Consider the following 15,569-nt stretch of genomic DNA (forward strand, 5'->3'; position numbering starts at 1 on the left):
GCCCGCCTTACTTCACGCAGGTCACGCTGCCGTCGTAGGTGTCGTCAAACGGATATTCACCGCTGCCGTCGGTCTTGACGCCCCAGTGACCGGGCGCGTCCGGATCTGCGGTCCAGGTGAAGCGAATCGTCCAGCCGCCGGTGTATTGCTGTCCGCTGGAGACCAGTTCGTGCAGTTCGCCCTGGGTGGGAAGGCGCCAGCCGGTCGAGCCGTTGATGGTGCCGTCGCAGTAGCTTTTGGCTTCGTTCCATGGCAATGCGACACTGGCCGGACTCCAGACAAGTCCCCCCTGCGAGAGGTAGCCATTAGTGATGCTGCCCGTGTAGCTCAGCGGCATGAACTGGTCGTCGCCGATGTACTGCAGCTGCATCGATGCGTACTGCGCGCCATACAGGGGAATTTGGGCCGCGGCTGATTGCACGGCAATCGCGCTGATGGTGGCGGTGCCAATGGATTGGCCGGCATTGGGTGCGAGCTCCCAGCCGCCCGCTCCCGCACCGCTGATGGCGATGATGTCGCCCACCTGCGGGCTGGGCGGCAGGGTCAATTTCAGTCTGCTGTCGCTCGAGGCAAGATAGCTGGAGTTGGAGGCCGCCTGCGTGTCGTCGCTGATGACCGACCAGGCCGCCGAGGCATTGCAGACATGGCCGGTGCTGCTTATTTCCCCGGGCTGGAGCACGCCGTCGTCATTGGTGTCCACGCCGGCGTCTATGCGTGTGCCACCGTGGACGCAGTTGCCGCCCGCAGTCTCGCTGGACAGCGAAAGCAGCGCGCCGTGGCCATTCGCTCCCGACGGGCCCGTCGCGCCATCGGCACCGGCCGGGCCCGTCGCGCCTGGAGCGCCCGCAGTCCCCGCGCTGCCCTCGGCACCCGTCGCGCCGGCGGCGCCCGCAGCGCCGGTCGATCCCGTGCAGACATGCTGGATCTGGCTGACTTCGTCCGGATCCAGTTGACCATTGCCATTGGTGTCCAGGCCAGCCATGACCTGGGTGCCACCGTTGGCGCAGTTGCTGCCGGCGGGCTCGGCGCCCATGGCGATGAGCGCCGAACTGCCATTGGTGCCCGGTTGGCCGGACGCGCCATCATTGCCGCCACCGCAACCCGGCAACATGCATGCAGCGCCCATCAAAACCAGCGGACTCAGAGATCTGAACATGTGGTGTCCCCCTTGAAGATGAGACTGCCAGTTTGTTCGAAAGTGCAAATTTGATATATAAATGTAATCAAGTATTTTTGTGCCGGCGCTGTGGCGGGCGCTGCGCAAGCCCGGCCATTTTTCGTCTTCCCCCCTGTGGCGGATGCGCGGCCCGGGTGCAAGCTGGCATTTGTGCCGCTTTTGCCTGCCCGGTGGCGAAAGCGGTCTCTATGCGCCGGGAAATACGCATGCTGCGACAATCCGCCCCGCGCGCGGCGCCGTTCCCCGCCAATGCGGCCCCCACGTCGCCGCCGATCAGCTGTTGCGCTTGCGCGCATTGCTCCTCGCGATACGGCCCTTGCGCGGAGCCCGCCCGCCTGCGCCCGACACATTCATCATCCATGGTTCTCGACCCCTTCACCCTGCTCGTCATCACTGCGGCCATGGCTGCCGCCTCGGCGCTGTACCTGGCTGCCGAATGGGGCAGTGTGCGCGAGCGCTCGCTGCTGCTCTGGAGCGCGGGGTTTGCCATCGTCGCCGTGGGCAGTTCGCTGGCCTTGCTGCGTTCCAGCGGGTATCTGCTGTTCGGCATCTGGTTCCCCAACGGCTTGCTGATCGTGGCCCACTGGTTGTTCCTGGCAGGCGTCGCCGGGTTCACGCGCGTGCGCTTGCCGCATGCCTGGTGGCTGCTGGCGGTCGTCTGGCTGGCGATGTTGTTTCTGCCCGACGGACCCTGGTGGTCCAAGGCGATGATGTGCGTCCAGTCGGTGCTGGTTGCCATCACCACCTTGCGCGCCGGCCTGCTGCTGCGCCCGCAGGGCGGCGCGCTGAGCGTGGGCGCGGCGCAACTGCGCTTCGTCCTGCTGGCGCACGGCCTGTTCTACCTTGCCAAGGCCGCGTTGGCCGTGGCGCCGGAGGCCATCGTCAACCTCGCCAGTTTCCGCGGCGCGGTGATTCAAATCTCGCTGGTGGAAGGGGTGATGGCGATCATGCTGCTGGCGATGTCCATGACCGGAACCGAGCGCCATCGCCGCGAGGAACGCATCGCGCAGATCGCCGCCCGCGACCCGCTGACCGCGCTGGACAATCGCCGTGCGCTGCACCTGCGTGCGCCGCAGTTGCTGGAGCAGGCCTCGCCGGCCAGCCCCGGCGCGGTGCTGCTGATCGATATCGATCACTTCAAGCAGGTCAACGACCTGCACGGCCACGATGCCGGCGACCGCCTGCTGGTGGGCTTGAGCGACCTCATCCGCGGCGCGCTGCCGCACGGCGCGCTGGCGGCCCGGCTGGGCGGGGACGAATTCGTGATCCTGCTGCGCGGCGTCTCCGCCGCCGCCGCGCAGGTGCTGGGCCAGGACTTGCGCGAAGCGTTCGCGCATCAGGCGCGCGCGATGTTCGCGACGCCCGAGCCGGTGTCCCTGAGCATCGGCGTTGCCTTGTTCGACCAGCCCGACAAGGAACTGTCGCACTGGATCAAGCGCGCCGACGAAGCCCTTTACGCGTCCAAGCGCAAGGGACGGGACCGGATGGAACTCGATGCATTTGCGCCCATGCAGCAGCACTGATAGTTGGTGCGCAGAGCCACGGTAATTTCGTCTGACGCCGTCGCCAAGCCATTGCTTTGCAGCAGCACCTGGCCAAAGTGCGTCACAGGACCAGGCAGCCTTGTGTCTGCGCCACGGTCACTGTCACTTCGACCCCGGCTGTGAAGCGCAGGAAGTCCGCTTCCATACCGTCCGAGAAGATGACGCCGTGCTCAGGCATGCGGGAGCGCAAGCTCAACGGCTGGGCACGGGTCACATGGCCGTAGACCAGTGTCGCCTGCGCGCGCTTCATTGGAAACGGCTCACGAACCGCAAACGTCAGGTGCGCGCAGTCCCAGGCCATGGGCTTGTACTCTGCGTGCATTCGGCCGCCCGTCGCTGCAGCAAGCGCCAGCGATCCCGTCATCACGCTCTTCATCCACGCCGTGGATCCGAGCCCCGTCGAGACGATGACTCCGGAGGACGACTGTTGCTCCTGGCGTTCGCCGAGCGCGATGTCGTACAGCGCAGACGTATGGCTGCGCGGACCGATGAAGAGGTCGTTGACCGCCTTCAGCGTCTGCCCGTCCGACAGACGCGCCTGTGCCATGGTGACCGATTTGGTCGGCCGGCGATCCTGGGCGACATCCATCAGCAATGCCTCAAGCTGCTCAGGCCCGAACGGCAGCAGCAGCCCGTCCCAGCGACCGGGCTCCGGATTGATGCCCACCAATGGCTGGCCCTCCAGGTATTTCATCGTGTTGGCGACCAGGCCGTCCTGCCCCAGCGCCACCACGATGTCATCCGCAGCGAACACAAAGTTCGGCAGATGCGCGCGGTCCAGCACCTGATGCCGGCCCCAGTTCCTGAGAGCCTGGCTCACCTGACTCAGGCTCCGGCTGTAGGCCATGTTCTCCTCGACATAGTCCGTGAAGTCGGCCCCCAGGTGCTCGATGTAGAAGCGGGCCTGGGCAAGCGTGTGGTACTTCGCCACCAACTCTTCCAGCCGCGTCTTGCGCGTGACCAGCACGACCTTGCGTTCAGCGGCTGCGCTCACGGCTGCTCCTTGGCACTTCGGCCACTGGCGTTGCACTGTGACCCAACAGCGCCTGAAGCAACTCCGGCGCCATGTTGAACTGCCCGATCCGCTCGGCATTTTCCGCAATGCCGCCGAAGGCTTGCGCGATGAGCTGCGCCGGCTGCATGCCAACGGCCGCGAGTGCCTGGACGATCTTCGGATCGGCCTGGCTCAGCGCCGTCATGACGCTTGAGATGCGGTGTGCTTCTGCTTCGGCCAGCGTGCGGCTGTTGCTCGCTTGCCCGGCAACAAACGCCTTGCGGCTTTCCTCCAGTTCCACGTCAGCGCCCATCTGCTCGGCGCGCAGGGCGTTGTCCTTGCGCATCAGCACGGCCTTGGCTTCCAGCCTGGTTTCGTCGATCTCGCGACGCTTTTGTTCGACGGCGACTTCCGTGTCCAGCTCGTTCTGCCGGATGGCGCGCTCCTTCTCCACGGCCGACATGCGACGGGCGTAGACCGCGTCGTCGGCGGCGCGGAGGTTGGATTCGCGCGCTTCGGCTTCGAGGGCCCGGGCAATGTCCGGTGTGGGCTTCACGCTCAGGATGGATACCCCGAGTATTTCCAGGCCCAGTGCCTCGATCTCTGGCTGGACCCCGAGCTCGCGCTGAGCGGTTCGAGCAATCAATGCCGACGAACGCAGCGCCTGCTTGAGGTCGAGCGCCTGGACGGCCTGCTGGACGATCACTTCGGCCTGTTGCGCCACGCGATCGGCAAGCCGTACCGGGTCTTCGGAAGCGTAGGACTTTCCATCAGGGCGCAGCGAGAAGTCCATCATCGCGGCAGTGCGCGTCGGAGCGTTGATGCGATAGGTCACCTGGCCCTGCACGGTCACGCTCTGGAAGTCCGAAGTGACCAGGTCCAACATGAAGGGCCGGTCATGGCTTGCCACAGGAACTGCCACCAGCGTACTGGCTGGCGCGTAATAGAAGAACGACAAACCGGCGCCTTCGCGGGCCAGCTTTCCACCGCGGAACTGCATCAGGTGCGTGGTCGGTTGGGACTTGATGAATCGAATGCCGAACATGGATTTCCTCCTTTGTGACCAATTAGTTGTTCAGTACATCTTTGATAAGGTGTACAGTACAACCATCAATTCAGCGCGTCAAGGAATTTCTCCATCATGGCAACACGAACATCCCAGGCGAAGCAGACGGGCACCCCGGCTGCTGCGCAGCCCAAGGCACACGACTTCGCGCGTCCCTACACCACGGTGGATGTGGTCATCTTCACGGTTCTGGACGATGGCTTGAAAGTCCTGTTGGTGCAGCGCCCGTTGAACCAGGGCGAACCGTGCCCCGGCAAATGGGCGTTGCCGGGAGGCTTTGTTGACGTCGAGCTGGATTCGGACCTGATGGCCTGCGCACGTCGCAAGCTGCTGGAGAAGACCGCCGTGCGCAGTCCCTATCTGGAGCAACTGGGAAGCTGGGGCAGCGCCACGCGCGATCCGCGGGGCTGGTCGGCCACGCACGCTTACTTCGCCCTGATCCCCGCGGCTGACCTTGCGCTGGCCAAGGGTGCCAATGCCGCCGATGTGGACTGGTTCCAGGTCGATCACCTGCTCCAGAGGCCGCGGCTTGCTTTCGACCACAGCGAGATACTGCAGGCGGCAGTGGAACGCTTGCGCAACAAGGTCGAGTACACCTCTTTGCCGGCCTTCTTGCTCGCCGAGCCCTTCACGCTGCCCCAACTTCAGAAGACCTACGAAATCGTCCTCGGCCGTGCTGTCGACAAGAGCGGTTTCCGCACGCGCATGCTGGCCGCCGACTTCCTGGAAGAAATCGGCTTTGTCGAGAGCCCTTCGAACAGACCGCCAATGGGCTACCGCCTCAAGGATCGCTCCGGGCCCGTGATTTTTCCGCGGACCTTCAGCCCGCGCGGCGGAAGTTGAGGTCGGCATGCCTATTGACCTTCTCGACCGCTATCGCGGCAGCCTTCTGGGGCTGGCCTGCGGCGACGCCGTCGGCACTTCAGTCGAGTTCGAAGCCCGCGGCACCTTTGCGCCCGTACGGGATATGACGGGGGGTGGCCCCTTCGAGCTTGCGGCAGGTGCATGGACCGACGACACCTCGATGGCCTTGTGCCTGGCCACCAGCCTGCTGCATTGCAACGGCTTCAACGCACGCGATCAGATGAATCGCTACACGAACTGGTGGCAGTGGGGCTACCTCAGCGCCACGGGGGAGTGCTTCGACATCGGCATGACCGTCTGCAGGGCGTTGCAGAAATACCTGGTGACTCAGGACCCCATGGCGGGTGACACCAATCCCGGCACCGCCGGCAATGGCTCATTGATGCGCTTGGCGCCCGTGGTGCTGCAATATGCGCCTGACGTTCAGCAGGTCCGGCACTTTTCGCGTCTGAGCTCTTGCACCACGCACGCCGCGCCGGAGGCTCTGGACTGCTGCGAGCTCTTTGGCGAGCTGATTCACCACGCATTGGCCGGCATGCCCAAGCCGTCGCTGCTGCGCGCGGCAAGGCCTTCCTATGCGTCCGAGAAGGTCAATGGGCTCGCATGTGCGGCGTACCACGGCAAACCCGCCGCGCAAATCAAGGGATCGGGATATTGCGTCGAGTCGCTTGAGGCGGCTCTTTGGTGCTTTGCTCACACGGACAACTTTGAAGCGGCCGTGCTGGCTGCCGCCAACCTCGGCGACGACGCAGACACGACCGCCGCCATCGTGGGCCAGTTGGCCGGCGCCCACTACGGCGCATCGAACATTCCAAAGCCGTGGCTGGACAAGCTCTTCATGGCCGGGGAGATCGACCGCCTGGCTCGAGGCCTGTTCGAACAAGCGCAGATCGGCGCCACGAAAGTGGAGTGACGCTGCGCAAGCTGACTGGCTGGTGTGCGGCGCGGGTTTCCCCTGCTGACGGCCGAAGTCATCGGCATATAGTTATGAAATATATCTAGTTATGCGGGTCTGGCGTTGCCACCCCGCGACCACGAAAGACATTTGCATGCAACACCAGGATCTGGTGGCCATCGACTTCCATACCCATGCCGAAGTCAGCTGCCGCAACCCGTTCGACAACTACGGCGAGGAGTTCGACCGCGCGGCCGACAAGTATTTCGGCAGTTCGGCGCGGCCGACGATTGCCGAGACCGTGGCCTACTACCGGGAGCGCAAGCTGGGGCTGGTGATGTTCACCGTCGATGCGGAATCGCAGCTGGGCCGGCGGCGCATTCCCAACGAGGAGATTGCCGAAGCGGCGCGCGCCAACAGCGACATGATGGTGGCGTTTGCCAGCGTCGATCCGCACAAGGGCAAGATGGGGGCGCGCGAGGCCGAGCGGCTGATCCGGGAAGAGGGCGTCAAGGGCTTCAAGTTCCACCCCACGGTGCAGGGCTACGATCCCTATGACCGCATGGCCTGGCCGATCTACGAGGTGATCAACGCGCACAAGCTGCCCGCGATCTTCCACACCGGCCACAGCGGCATCGGCAGCGGCATGCGCTGCGGCGGCGGGCTGCGGCTGTCGTACAGCAACCCGATGCTGCTGGACAACGTCGCCGTGGACTTTGGCGACATGCAGATCGTCATGGCGCATCCGAGCTTTCCCTGGCAAGACGAGGCGCTGTCGGTGGCGATGCACAAGCCGAATGTCTGGATCGATCTCTCGGGCTGGAGCCCGAAGTATTTCCCGAAGCAGCTGGTGCAATACGCGAACACGCTGCTCAAGGACCGGGTGCTGTTCGGCAGCGACTTTCCGCTGATCACGCCCGAGCGCTGGATGAAGGATTTCGAGGTCGCGGGCTTCAAGCCCGAGGTGATGCCCGGCATCCTCAAGGGCAACGCCGTGCGGCTGCTGGGATTCGACAAGGCATGACATGCCAGGCCGCAGCCCGTTGCTGCTGCTGCGCGAGCGCGGGCCGGGCGCGCGTGGGCAACTGCGATGGCTGGAAGTCGCGGGCTGCGGGCATGCGCTGGCGCTGAATGCGCTGGGGCAGTGGGCGGCGGTGAAGGGCGCGTTGAGGGCGGGAGGGGCGGCTTTGCAGTAGGGCCGGCCGCGCACGGCAATTGTGCTTGGACGTTCATCCTTCGACAGGCTCAGGACGACCGGACATCGGTTCATCCTTCGACAGGCTCAGGACGACCGGACATCGGTTCATCCTTCGACAGGCTCAGGACGAACGGACATCGGTTCATCCTTCGACGGGCTCGGGACGAACGGACATCGGTTCGTCCTTCGACGGGCTCGGGACGAACTGACAATGGATCAAGCCCTGCAAGCGGGGCTTTGCAAAGCTTGTGGCCGTTCAATCCGGCATGGAGCAGTGGCCGCCCTGGGTTGCCTGCCCGGAACCCGCTGCGATCAGCGGCGCCTCGTAGCGCAGGTCGACGGGGGCCGAGTGGTTATAGTCCCAGGCCAGGAAACCGGCCAGCACCAGCCAGAAGCCGATGCGCAATGTCGTTTGTCGTGTCATGGCGCTCTCCTCAGAAGCCGAAGCGGCGGCGGATGCGCAGGCCGAAGATGGTGCCCGCAAAGGCCAACGGCACCCAGATCCAGCCATGGATGCTGCCGGTGCTGATGCCGGACAGCATGGCGCCGACATTGCAGCCGAAGGCCAGGCGCGAGCTGTAGCCCAGCACCAGGCCCGCGACCAGGGCCACGATCCATTGCGTGCCGGTCAGCGCCTTGGCTGAAACCGGCTTCGCGGCCGCGACCCACAGGGCGCCGGCCAGGATGCCGATATTGGTGATGCTGGTCACGTCGAGCAGCACGGTTTCCTGCAGCCGCGCGGCGTTGCCGGGCTGGCTCCAGAACCAGTTCTGCGCGAGGTCGACCGCGCCCGTGGCGTTGGCGAGCTTGGCGGCCCAGAGGCCAAAGCCATAGACCACGCCCCAGGGCTGGCCCGCAATGACCAGGTTGGCGGTGGCCAGCATCGCCAGCAGCACCGCGCCCACCACCCATTTGCGCTGCCACAGCGGCTGGGTGGCACGCTGGAGCCTGGCATTGGCCCGGCCCACATACCAGCGCACACCCACGGCAATCAAAGCCAAAGCCAGCAGCGTCGCACCCAATGCCACCGGCCAACCCCAGGCGCTGACCAGACCCACGGGCGGCACGCGGCCCAGTTCCAGCCACCAGCCCAGGTGCAGCGAGCCGACAAAGCTGCCGAGCGCAAACATCGGCAGGATGGCGGCGTTCATGGGAATACCCATGCCGGCCTTGTAGAGCGTGCCGCTGCCGCAGCCGTCGGCGATCTGCATGCACAGGCCGAACACGAATGCGCCAATCAGCAGGCTCACGCTGGGCGGGCCCAGCGCGGCCGTGAGTTCGGGGAAGGTGCCCAGCAGCGGCATGGCAAGGGCCGCGGCCAGGGCCAGCAGCAGCAACTGGCCGAAGACGCCGCTGGCGTCCTTTTCCTCGATCAGCATGCGCCAGCCTGTGGTGAAGCCAAAGCGCTGGCCCGCCAGCACCGCGCCCAGGCCGATGCCCACGGCAAACAGGGCGGCCTGGCGCACCGAGACGGTCCACAGCAGCCAGGCAAGGAAAACGGCCATCACGGCCGCGAGGGGAAGACGTTTCATGTCCACCAATCCGTTTGGATATCAATCAGGGAGAAAGGCCAGCAGCGCTGGCCGGGGCCGGCGCCGGCTTACTTGAACTTGCGCTGCCACCATTGGCGTGCGTCATACGCCAGCGATTCGGCGCGGCTGGGCTGGTTTTCCAACGCCGGCGCACCGGGCTGCTGGGTCCAGTCGACCATCGAGCCCGCATACAGCTTGACGTTGGGCAGGCCGGCCATTTCGCTCAGGCCAAACCAGTCGGTAGCCGCCCAGTGGCCGGTGTTGCAGAAAGCCACCATGTCCTGGCCCGATTTGCGCTGCACCTTGGCGGCAATCTGTTTTGCTGCGGCGGCGTCGACAAAGGTCGATGTGCCGGGCACGAACCATTGGTTGAAGTCCAGCTGCTGCGCACCGGGCAGCGTGCCCGAGAGCTTGGCTGCGGGCGCGCGCGTCTTGCCCTGGTAGAAGGCATCGGGACGCGAATCGACCAGCGCGGCATTGCTCAGGTCGATGTTGCGGCGGATATCTTCGCGCGTGGCAATCAGGCGGTCGTCCAGTTGGGGTTGCCACTGGCTGGCCGCAATCGTCGGCGCGGCCGTGTCCTGCGGCAGCCCGGCTTCGGTCCAGGCCTTCATGCCGCCGTTGACGATGGACAGCTCCTTGAGGCCCAGCGTCTTGAGCGTCCAGTAGACGCGCGCCGAAGCGCCGAAATCGGTGGCATCGGCTCCGGTCGAGACCACCACCGCATGGGTCGCGGGCGTGAGGCCCAGCGACTGCACGAGTTGCGTGAGTTTGGAGACGTCAGGCAATTCGCCGGGATTGGTGGCCGGGCCGCGCCATTTGCCATAGGGCGCATTCACCGCGCCGGGAATGTGTTGCGCGGCATAGGCCTGCGGATCGCGGATGTCGATCACCCGCGCCTGCGCCGGCGTGGCCTGCAGGCTGTTCAATTGCGCTGGCGTCAGCAGCGGCTGGGCTGCGGCCACCCATTGGGCGGCTGTCAGCGCCGCGGCAAAGGCAAGCATTTTTTTCATGGTCACTCCAAGGGATTCAATCCCGAAGCCTTCATTGTCCTTTTTGATCGGGTGAGGACCAACGATGTTTGTGCTGTTAATAAATAACGGCAGGCAATAACGCGGTGAAGATTCACGATGAATTGGCAGAAGAAGGCACAGCGATTGCCTATGCCGCCCTCACGCGCGCGCGCGTGCGGCGGCCATGGCGGCGAGCAGCATGCCCGCGAACACCAGGCACAGGCCGGCCGCAAACAGCGGCGACAGGCTGTTGCCCAACAGCAACATGGACGCCAGGATGCCGATCAGCGGCACGCCCAGCGTGAAGTTGGACATCGCAAAGGTGCTGATGCGCCGGCCATGCTCGGCCGAGATCACGAAGCAGGCCGAGGTCGCAACCGGTCCGATGAACAGCAGCAGTTCCAGCAGCCGCAGGTCGAAGGCAATCGCGGCGGGCGAGCCCTCCAGCGCCAACGCAAAGCACGACAGAGGTACTGCGGCCAGCAGCATCTGCCAGGGCGCGAGCGCCAGCGGGGAGGCGCTCCACCGATGGCGCTTGATGTGCAGGATCACCACCGACCAGCAGATCGCGCCGATGAGCAGGAAGGCCGCGCCCATGACCGTGCCAGGCGCCGACCAGTCCATCTCCCAGGGCGAGCACACCAGGCCCACCCCGGCGAGGCCCACGGCCAGTGCCAGCAGTTGCCAGCGCGTGGGTGCATTGCGGTGCATCATCCAGCCCGCAATGACGCCCCACAGCGGGGTGGTGTAGGCCAGAAGCACCGCGCGGCTGGTGTCGACATGGGTCATGGCAATCATGCCCAGGCCGGTGAAGGTCATCATCTGCAGCAGCCCCATGCTGGCGACGATGGGCCAGTCGGCGCGTGGCGGAAAGGCCAGCCGGCCGCGCAGCGCGACAAAGGCAAACAGGCACAGTGCGGCGCTGCCGAAACGGATGGCCGCAAGCCATAGCGGCGGCACGGCATCCAGGGCAATCCTGGTCGCGGGCCAGCTCAGCCCCCACAGCAGCACCATGAGTCCAAGCCAAGCCAGCGTACGGGCCCGGTCGGAGAGGAGCAGCTTGGGCCGGGAAATGGCCAACGGAATCGGGGAAGTGCGCATGCTGTCGGGGAAACCACTATTTACAGGTAGTTTTGCTGAGAATGCGCGGAATTGCTTTGTCTTCTTTTCGAAGGATTACAGGGTAAGTGGAGGAAAATACCGCATATGAAATGAAAGCCGGAGAAAATTATCTTGAACGAGATTTCCCTCGACGAAGCGAGCCTGCGCATCCTCGACGAGCTGCAAAAGGATGCGCAGCTGAGCAATGCCGAACTCGCGGAGCGCGTGGGCCTGTCGGCCTCGCCCTGCTGGCGCCGCGTCGCCGAGCTCAAGCAAAGCGGCGTGCTGCGCGCGTCGGTTTCGCTGGTCGACCCGCTCAAGCTCGGCCTGGCCGTCAATGTCTTCGTGCATGTCTCGCTCAGGCATCAGGACAAGCAGTCGCTCGAAGTCTTCACGCGTGCCATTGCCCAGCGGCCCGAGGTGATGGAGTGCTATCTGATGAGCGGCGAGGCCGATTTCATGTTGCGCGTGGTGATCGAGGACCTGATCAAGTACCAGAACCTGCTGCTTGAATGCCTCACGCAGATTCCCAGCGTGGCCAGCATCCGCTCGAGTTTTGCGCTGAGCCAGGTCAAGTACACCACGGCGCTGCCCACCGGGCATCTGCGCCGGCGCTGAAACGTGCCGGTCAGCGCGCGCCGATCGCCTGCTGCACGGCCTGGCTGATGTCGGACTGCAGCTGCGCGGCGCGCATCATGCTCAATCCCGAGCTGGTCGCGTTGATGGTGGTCTGGTTCAGGATGTTCTGGCCGTCGAGGCTGTTTTGCACGATGGTGCCCGGCCCCAGGCCCGTGACGCTGCTGACCAGCGCGGCGGTGCCTGCGGCTTGCGCCGCGGTCTGGACGGTCTGCGTGCTGCCGGACTGGAACACGTTGCCAGGCCCGTTTTGCACCAGGTTCAGCGACTGCAACTGCTGGCCCAGCTGCGCCGCCTGCAGGCTGTTGAGCTGTTCGGCGGGATTGAGGTGCAGCCGGGTTTCGGTGACCAGCGCGCCGTTGATGTACAGCGCGCGCGTGATGCCCAGCGTGACCATCAAACCGTCGCCCAGCGCGAACCCGCCGCGCATCTCCGACAGCGTGGTGTCCGCCACCGCCAGCCACAGTTGCTCCTGCGGCGCGGAATCGGCCTGTGCATGTGCCAGCGAGGTTCCGCCCAGGCAGAGCAGGGCGCAGGCAGCGGTGCAAAGCATCTGGCGCATCAGAAACCTCCCGGTCCGTGTTTGGGCATGGTGACGATGCTCAGGCTGTCCTGGCCCAGGCTGGTGTTCATGGGCGCGCGCGGCGCGGCGCGCCAGTCGGCAACGCGGTTGAACTGCGCCTGGTCCATGCGGTTGTGGATCACGAACAGCAGGCGGTTGGTCCATAGCGATTCGAACTGGCGCCGCGGCATGGCGCGCGTGCCCTGCGCCGGGTCGCCCAGCAGCACGCGGTCGGCCTGCACGCCCTTGATCACCACGAAATGCTGGTAGCCGTTCTCGTTGATCAGCGCCAGCGCCGGAATGCGCGCGTCGTTGAGCTTGTCCAGCGGCTGCTCGAAACCGTCGGCCGCAAAACCCAGGCGCGCCAGATAGCGCTTCATGTCGAGATAGGAAAAGCCCTCGCGCCGGATCTTGGCCTGGTCGCCTTCGAGGTACATGGATTCAAACACCTGGGCCTCGGTCACGGGCGTGCGGTAGTGGTGCGTGAGCAGCGTGGCGAGGGCCGCGGAACCGCAGCTGAAATCGTATTGCTGGAGCATGGTGCCGGAAAGGCGCGCCTGGCGCATGCTCACCACCGGCACGGCCACGCCACCCATGGCCACCCCCGGGAACAGCGCCGGCTGCGCCGAGAAGTCGGGCCGGGCCGATTCGGCCAGCGCCGCAGGCGCGGCGCAGGCCGCGGCCCATAGCGCGGCCAGCAGCGCGGCGCATGCCGCCGGCCGCAGGCAAAGACTCGAAACACGTGGCAGCAACATGGCAAGGCCCTTGTAGCGTGTACCGGCGCGCGGCTGCGGCTGCAGCCGGTGCGTGGCATCAGTTCATCTGCAGGTTGACGATGGTGGCGTTCTGGATGAGCACATTGGCGCCCGAGTTCTGGATCACGACCGGCAACCCGGCCATGTTGGCAAACGAGCCCGCATCGATGGTGTTGTTGCCGGTCTGCACCTGGAACGCGGAGTTGCCGCTGGTCACGCCATGCAGGTCCATGTCGTTGTGCACCGCCATGCCGCCGCGCAGGCCTTCCAGCGTGGCCAGCGCCACGGGACGGTCGAAACCGCTTGGGGGCTGCGCCGCAACCGGCGCCGCGGGTGCGTCCTGGGCCTGGGCCAGCGGCGCGGCCAGGCCGGCTGCCGCCGCGAGCGCTGCCAGCACTTGATGCATTTTCATGTTTGCTCCTGAAGGGACGGGCAAGATGCCGGCGCGGATGGCGCGCAGATGCGGGACGCTGCCCGACACCTGCTGCCATCCGCGGCTCGCTTTGGCGTCAGCGAACGGCCAGGTTGGCCTGCACGTTCACGCTTTGCTGCACCAGCGACGAGATGCCGCTGTTCTGGTTGGCGATCATGATGCCCGCGGCCGACTGGCCGACGCTGGTCATGGCGTTGGCCATGCTGAAGGTGCCTGCGCTCACGCTGTTGCTGCCGCCCGCGCCGCCGACGCCGCCCTGGCCGGAGCCGCCCGTGCCGCCCGCTGCGGTGTTGGTGCCGCCATTGCCCGCGCCGCCCACGCCGCCGCTGCCATTGCCGCCTGCACCCGCGGCACCGGCAGTGCTCGAGCCATTGCTGGCCGAGCCGCTGCTGGTGTCACCCACCGAGGCCGCGCCGCCCGTGCCCGCCGTGCCCGTGCCGGCTGTGCGCGTGCCGCCACCGCCGGTGCTGGTGGCGCCGCCGCCATTGGCATTGGCCGTGGCGCCGCTCAGGCCGCCATCGGCTGCGCCGTCGCTCGCGCCCGCCGTGCTCGTTCCGCTGTCGCTGCCGGTGGCGGCACCGCCGCGGCCCGCGCCGCCGTTGCCCGCGGTGGCCACGCCGCTGTAGGCGCCGCCGCTTTGCGAGCCGGCATTGGTGGCGCCGCCACCCGTGCCGCCGGCGGCGCCATTGCCGCCGCTGCCCGCGCCGCCGCGGCCGGTGCCGTTGGCGTCACCGCCATAGCCCGTGCCGGCTGCGCCGCCTGCACCTGCGCCGCCGGCCGCCGAGCCGGTGTTGGTCGCCCAGTTGCCGATGTTGCTCACGGCGTTGCCCGACACCGAGCCGCTGAGCGCGCTGCTGGCCACGGCCGTGGTCACGTTGAAGGCATTCGAGAACGTTGCGGCGGAGCCGTTGTTCAATGCCGCCGAGCGTGCGGCGCTGGCTTCCGACGCGCCCGATTCACGGTTGGTGCTCGAGTCGCTGTTGTCGGTGGTGCGCGTCAGCGTGTTGGTGCTGGAGTTGGTGTTGTTGCTGTCGGAAGTGCGGGTGTTGGTGCTGGAGTTGGTGTTGTCCGTGGTACGGGTGTAGGTGCTCGAGTCGCTGTTGTCCGTGGTGCGGGTGTTGGTGCTCGAGTTGCTGTTGTCCGTGGTACGCGTGCGGGTGCTGTTGTCGCTGTTGTTCGTATTGAAGGTCTGGGTGTCGGTGCTGTAGTTGTCACCTCGGCGCGTTTCCTGCGTGTTGTCCGCTGCCCAGGCCATGCCACTGATGCCGAATGCCATTGCGAGGGCCGAAGCCACGAGAGTCCTTTTCATAAAGCCTCCAAAACGTTGGTGAAGATCTGCGAACGGATAGTGATGTGCGTTGCCGCAAATCACAGGGCGCATAGCAGCATCCATGCCAGTGATTCAGCGGGCCCCGGCAGCGCTCAGCGGGGCGCGGAGGGCGGTTGTTTGTGTCAAGGTGTAGACAGGGTAGGAAGCGCAAAAAACGGTGTTCCGAGCGCGCAAGACTGTCTCTGTACTGTGACAGCGAAACGCGGCAGCCTCGCTGCCTGAAGGCCCTCTGGCACGCGGCTGGCCCCGCGAAAAAACCGCTGCGGACGCCGCGCCGCGGGGCGCACGCAACTGTCACAGATCTGCGATGGCAGCGATACGCGTGCGCCACCGCTGTGCGCCACGGCCAAGCGTCTTTGAGCCGCGCTGCCCGCGAGCGGCGGGAGTGCGCAATCCAGTCTGCTGTAGGCGCAAGGCGATGTACCACATGGCGACGCGGCGCGCGCCCGAACGCCATGAAGACGTAACA

The 15,569-nt window shown here is 65.9% G+C and carries 16 protein-coding genes; 5 read left to right on the forward strand and 11 right to left on the reverse strand.

All coding sequences use genetic code 11. The features are described from left to right. Positions 1 to 7 precede the first annotated feature (7 nt). On the reverse strand, positions 8 to 1,111 hold the full coding sequence (locus tag HUK68_RS06530) for a DUF1566 domain-containing protein (RefSeq protein ID WP_175503464.1): 1,104 nt from the start codon (positions 1,109 to 1,111) through the stop codon (positions 8 to 10). Positions 1,112 to 1,536: 425 nt separating this feature from the next. Here HUK68_RS06530 and HUK68_RS06535 point away from each other — a divergent pair, with 425 nt between their 5' ends. Beyond that, entirely contained in the window at positions 1,537 to 2,700 is a 1,164-nt protein-coding gene (locus HUK68_RS06535) for a GGDEF domain-containing protein (protein WP_175503465.1), read from the forward strand. An 82-nt stretch (positions 2,701 to 2,782) separates the two neighbouring features. Here the strand turns inward: HUK68_RS06535 and HUK68_RS06540 are convergent, their stop codons facing one another. Both HUK68_RS06540 and HUK68_RS06545 read right to left on the reverse strand, forming a co-directional pair. Next, complete coding sequence (locus HUK68_RS06540; RefSeq protein WP_175503466.1) at positions 2,783 to 3,715, reverse strand: diacylglycerol kinase catalytic domain-containing protein; 933 nt, start codon at positions 3,713 to 3,715, stop codon at positions 2,783 to 2,785. Further along, on the reverse strand, positions 3,699 to 4,760 hold the full coding sequence (locus tag HUK68_RS06545) for an SPFH domain-containing protein (protein ID WP_175503467.1): 1,062 nt from the start codon (positions 4,758 to 4,760) through the stop codon (positions 3,699 to 3,701). The genes HUK68_RS06540 and HUK68_RS06545 overlap by 17 nt, the downstream gene beginning before the upstream one ends. Before the next feature lie 96 nt (positions 4,761 to 4,856). On the opposite strand from HUK68_RS06545, the gene HUK68_RS06550 reads away from it, so the two are divergent. The 3 genes from HUK68_RS06550 to HUK68_RS06560 all read left to right on the forward strand — a co-directional run bounded on the left by HUK68_RS06550 (position 4,857) and on the right by HUK68_RS06560 (position 7,564). After that, the gene (locus HUK68_RS06550; protein ID WP_175503468.1) at positions 4,857 to 5,624 is read left to right on the forward strand and encodes an NUDIX hydrolase; all 768 of its coding nucleotides are present in this window, start codon (positions 4,857 to 4,859) and stop codon (positions 5,622 to 5,624) included. A gap of 7 nt (positions 5,625 to 5,631) precedes the next feature. Then, positions 5,632 to 6,558 (forward strand): ADP-ribosylglycohydrolase family protein, encoded by a 927-nt coding sequence (locus HUK68_RS06555; protein ID WP_175503469.1) that lies wholly within the window; start codon positions 5,632 to 5,634, stop codon positions 6,556 to 6,558. Positions 6,559 to 6,694: 136 nt separating this feature from the next. Next, the gene (locus HUK68_RS06560) at positions 6,695 to 7,564 is read left to right on the forward strand and encodes an amidohydrolase family protein (protein ID WP_175503470.1); all 870 of its coding nucleotides are present in this window, start codon (positions 6,695 to 6,697) and stop codon (positions 7,562 to 7,564) included. A 430-nt stretch (positions 7,565 to 7,994) separates the two neighbouring features. On the opposite strand, the gene HUK68_RS06565 is transcribed toward HUK68_RS06560, so the two are convergent. The 4 genes from HUK68_RS06565 to HUK68_RS06580 all read right to left on the reverse strand — a co-directional run bounded on the left by HUK68_RS06565 (position 7,995) and on the right by HUK68_RS06580 (position 11,384). Beyond that, a complete protein-coding gene (locus HUK68_RS06565; RefSeq protein ID WP_175503471.1) occupies positions 7,995 to 8,162 on the reverse strand; it encodes a hypothetical protein in 168 nt (55 codons plus the stop codon). Between the two features lie 10 nt (positions 8,163 to 8,172). Beyond that, entirely contained in the window at positions 8,173 to 9,270 is a 1,098-nt protein-coding gene (locus tag HUK68_RS06570) for a YeeE/YedE thiosulfate transporter family protein (protein WP_175503472.1), read from the reverse strand. Between the two features lie 68 nt (positions 9,271 to 9,338). Further along, positions 9,339 to 10,283, reverse strand: coding sequence for a sulfurtransferase (locus HUK68_RS06575; protein WP_175503473.1), 945 nt, complete (start codon positions 10,281 to 10,283; stop codon positions 9,339 to 9,341). 159 nt (positions 10,284 to 10,442) lie between these two features. Continuing rightward, positions 10,443 to 11,384: a DMT family transporter gene (locus HUK68_RS06580; protein ID WP_175503474.1), complete on the reverse strand. Its 942-nt coding sequence runs from the start codon at positions 11,382 to 11,384 to the stop codon at positions 10,443 to 10,445. A 132-nt stretch (positions 11,385 to 11,516) separates the two neighbouring features. Here HUK68_RS06580 and HUK68_RS06585 point away from each other — a divergent pair, with 132 nt between their 5' ends. Next, a complete protein-coding gene (locus HUK68_RS06585) occupies positions 11,517 to 12,002 on the forward strand; it encodes an Lrp/AsnC family transcriptional regulator (protein ID WP_175503475.1) in 486 nt (161 codons plus the stop codon). A 10-nt stretch (positions 12,003 to 12,012) separates the two neighbouring features. Here the strand turns inward: HUK68_RS06585 and HUK68_RS06590 are convergent, their stop codons facing one another. From HUK68_RS06590 to HUK68_RS06605, 4 genes are all read right to left on the reverse strand, one after another. Further along, positions 12,013 to 12,582 carry a hypothetical protein gene (locus tag HUK68_RS06590; protein ID WP_175503476.1) on the reverse strand — a complete coding sequence of 190 codons (570 nt, stop codon included), beginning with the start codon at positions 12,580 to 12,582 and terminating at the stop codon, positions 12,013 to 12,015. Then, positions 12,582 to 13,337 carry a C39 family peptidase gene (locus tag HUK68_RS06595; RefSeq protein WP_175503477.1) on the reverse strand — a complete coding sequence of 252 codons (756 nt, stop codon included), beginning with the start codon at positions 13,335 to 13,337 and terminating at the stop codon, positions 12,582 to 12,584. The genes HUK68_RS06590 and HUK68_RS06595 overlap by 1 nt, the downstream gene beginning before the upstream one ends. Positions 13,338 to 13,395: 58 nt before the next feature. After that, positions 13,396 to 13,749: a hypothetical protein gene (locus HUK68_RS06600; RefSeq protein ID WP_175503478.1), complete on the reverse strand. Its 354-nt coding sequence runs from the start codon at positions 13,747 to 13,749 to the stop codon at positions 13,396 to 13,398. Positions 13,750 to 13,846: 97 nt separating this feature from the next. Continuing rightward, the gene (locus tag HUK68_RS06605; RefSeq protein WP_175503479.1) at positions 13,847 to 15,079 is read right to left on the reverse strand and encodes a hypothetical protein; all 1,233 of its coding nucleotides are present in this window, start codon (positions 15,077 to 15,079) and stop codon (positions 13,847 to 13,849) included. Positions 15,080 to 15,569: the final 490 nt, after the last annotated feature.

Source organism: Comamonas antarctica (assembly GCF_013363755.1).
Lineage (GTDB): Bacteria > Pseudomonadota > Gammaproteobacteria > Burkholderiales > Burkholderiaceae_C > Comamonas > Comamonas antarctica.

Coding starts and splice junctions, on each gene's coding strand:
- HUK68_RS06605 (WP_175503479.1), bottom strand. CDS start 15,079: ATGAAAAGGACTCTCGTGGCTTCGGCCCTCGCAATGGCATTCGGCATC.
- HUK68_RS06570 (WP_175503472.1), bottom strand. CDS start 9,270: ATGAAACGTCTTCCCCTCGCGGCCGTGATGGCCGTTTTCCTTGCCTGG.
- HUK68_RS06555 (WP_175503469.1), top strand. CDS start 5,632: ATGCCTATTGACCTTCTCGACCGCTATCGCGGCAGCCTTCTGGGGCTG.
- HUK68_RS06565 (WP_175503471.1), bottom strand. CDS start 8,162: ATGACACGACAAACGACATTGCGCATCGGCTTCTGGCTGGTGCTGGCC.
- HUK68_RS06600 (WP_175503478.1), bottom strand. CDS start 13,749: ATGAAAATGCATCAAGTGCTGGCAGCGCTCGCGGCGGCAGCCGGCCTG.
- HUK68_RS06530 (WP_175503464.1), bottom strand. CDS start 1,111: ATGTTGCCGGGTTGCGGTGGCGGCAATGATGGCGCGTCCGGCCAACCG.
- HUK68_RS06535 (WP_175503465.1), top strand. CDS start 1,537: ATGGTTCTCGACCCCTTCACCCTGCTCGTCATCACTGCGGCCATGGCT.
- HUK68_RS06595 (WP_175503477.1), bottom strand. CDS start 13,337: ATGTTGCTGCCACGTGTTTCGAGTCTTTGCCTGCGGCCGGCGGCATGC.
- HUK68_RS06550 (WP_175503468.1), top strand. CDS start 4,857: ATGGCAACACGAACATCCCAGGCGAAGCAGACGGGCACCCCGGCTGCT.
- HUK68_RS06575 (WP_175503473.1), bottom strand. CDS start 10,283: ATGAAAAAAATGCTTGCCTTTGCCGCGGCGCTGACAGCCGCCCAATGG.
- HUK68_RS06560 (WP_175503470.1), top strand. CDS start 6,695: ATGCAACACCAGGATCTGGTGGCCATCGACTTCCATACCCATGCCGAA.
- HUK68_RS06545 (WP_175503467.1), bottom strand. CDS start 4,760: ATGTTCGGCATTCGATTCATCAAGTCCCAACCGACCACGCACCTGATG.
- HUK68_RS06580 (WP_175503474.1), bottom strand. CDS start 11,384: ATGCGCACTTCCCCGATTCCGTTGGCCATTTCCCGGCCCAAGCTGCTC.
- HUK68_RS06590 (WP_175503476.1), bottom strand. CDS start 12,582: ATGCGCCAGATGCTTTGCACCGCTGCCTGCGCCCTGCTCTGCCTGGGC.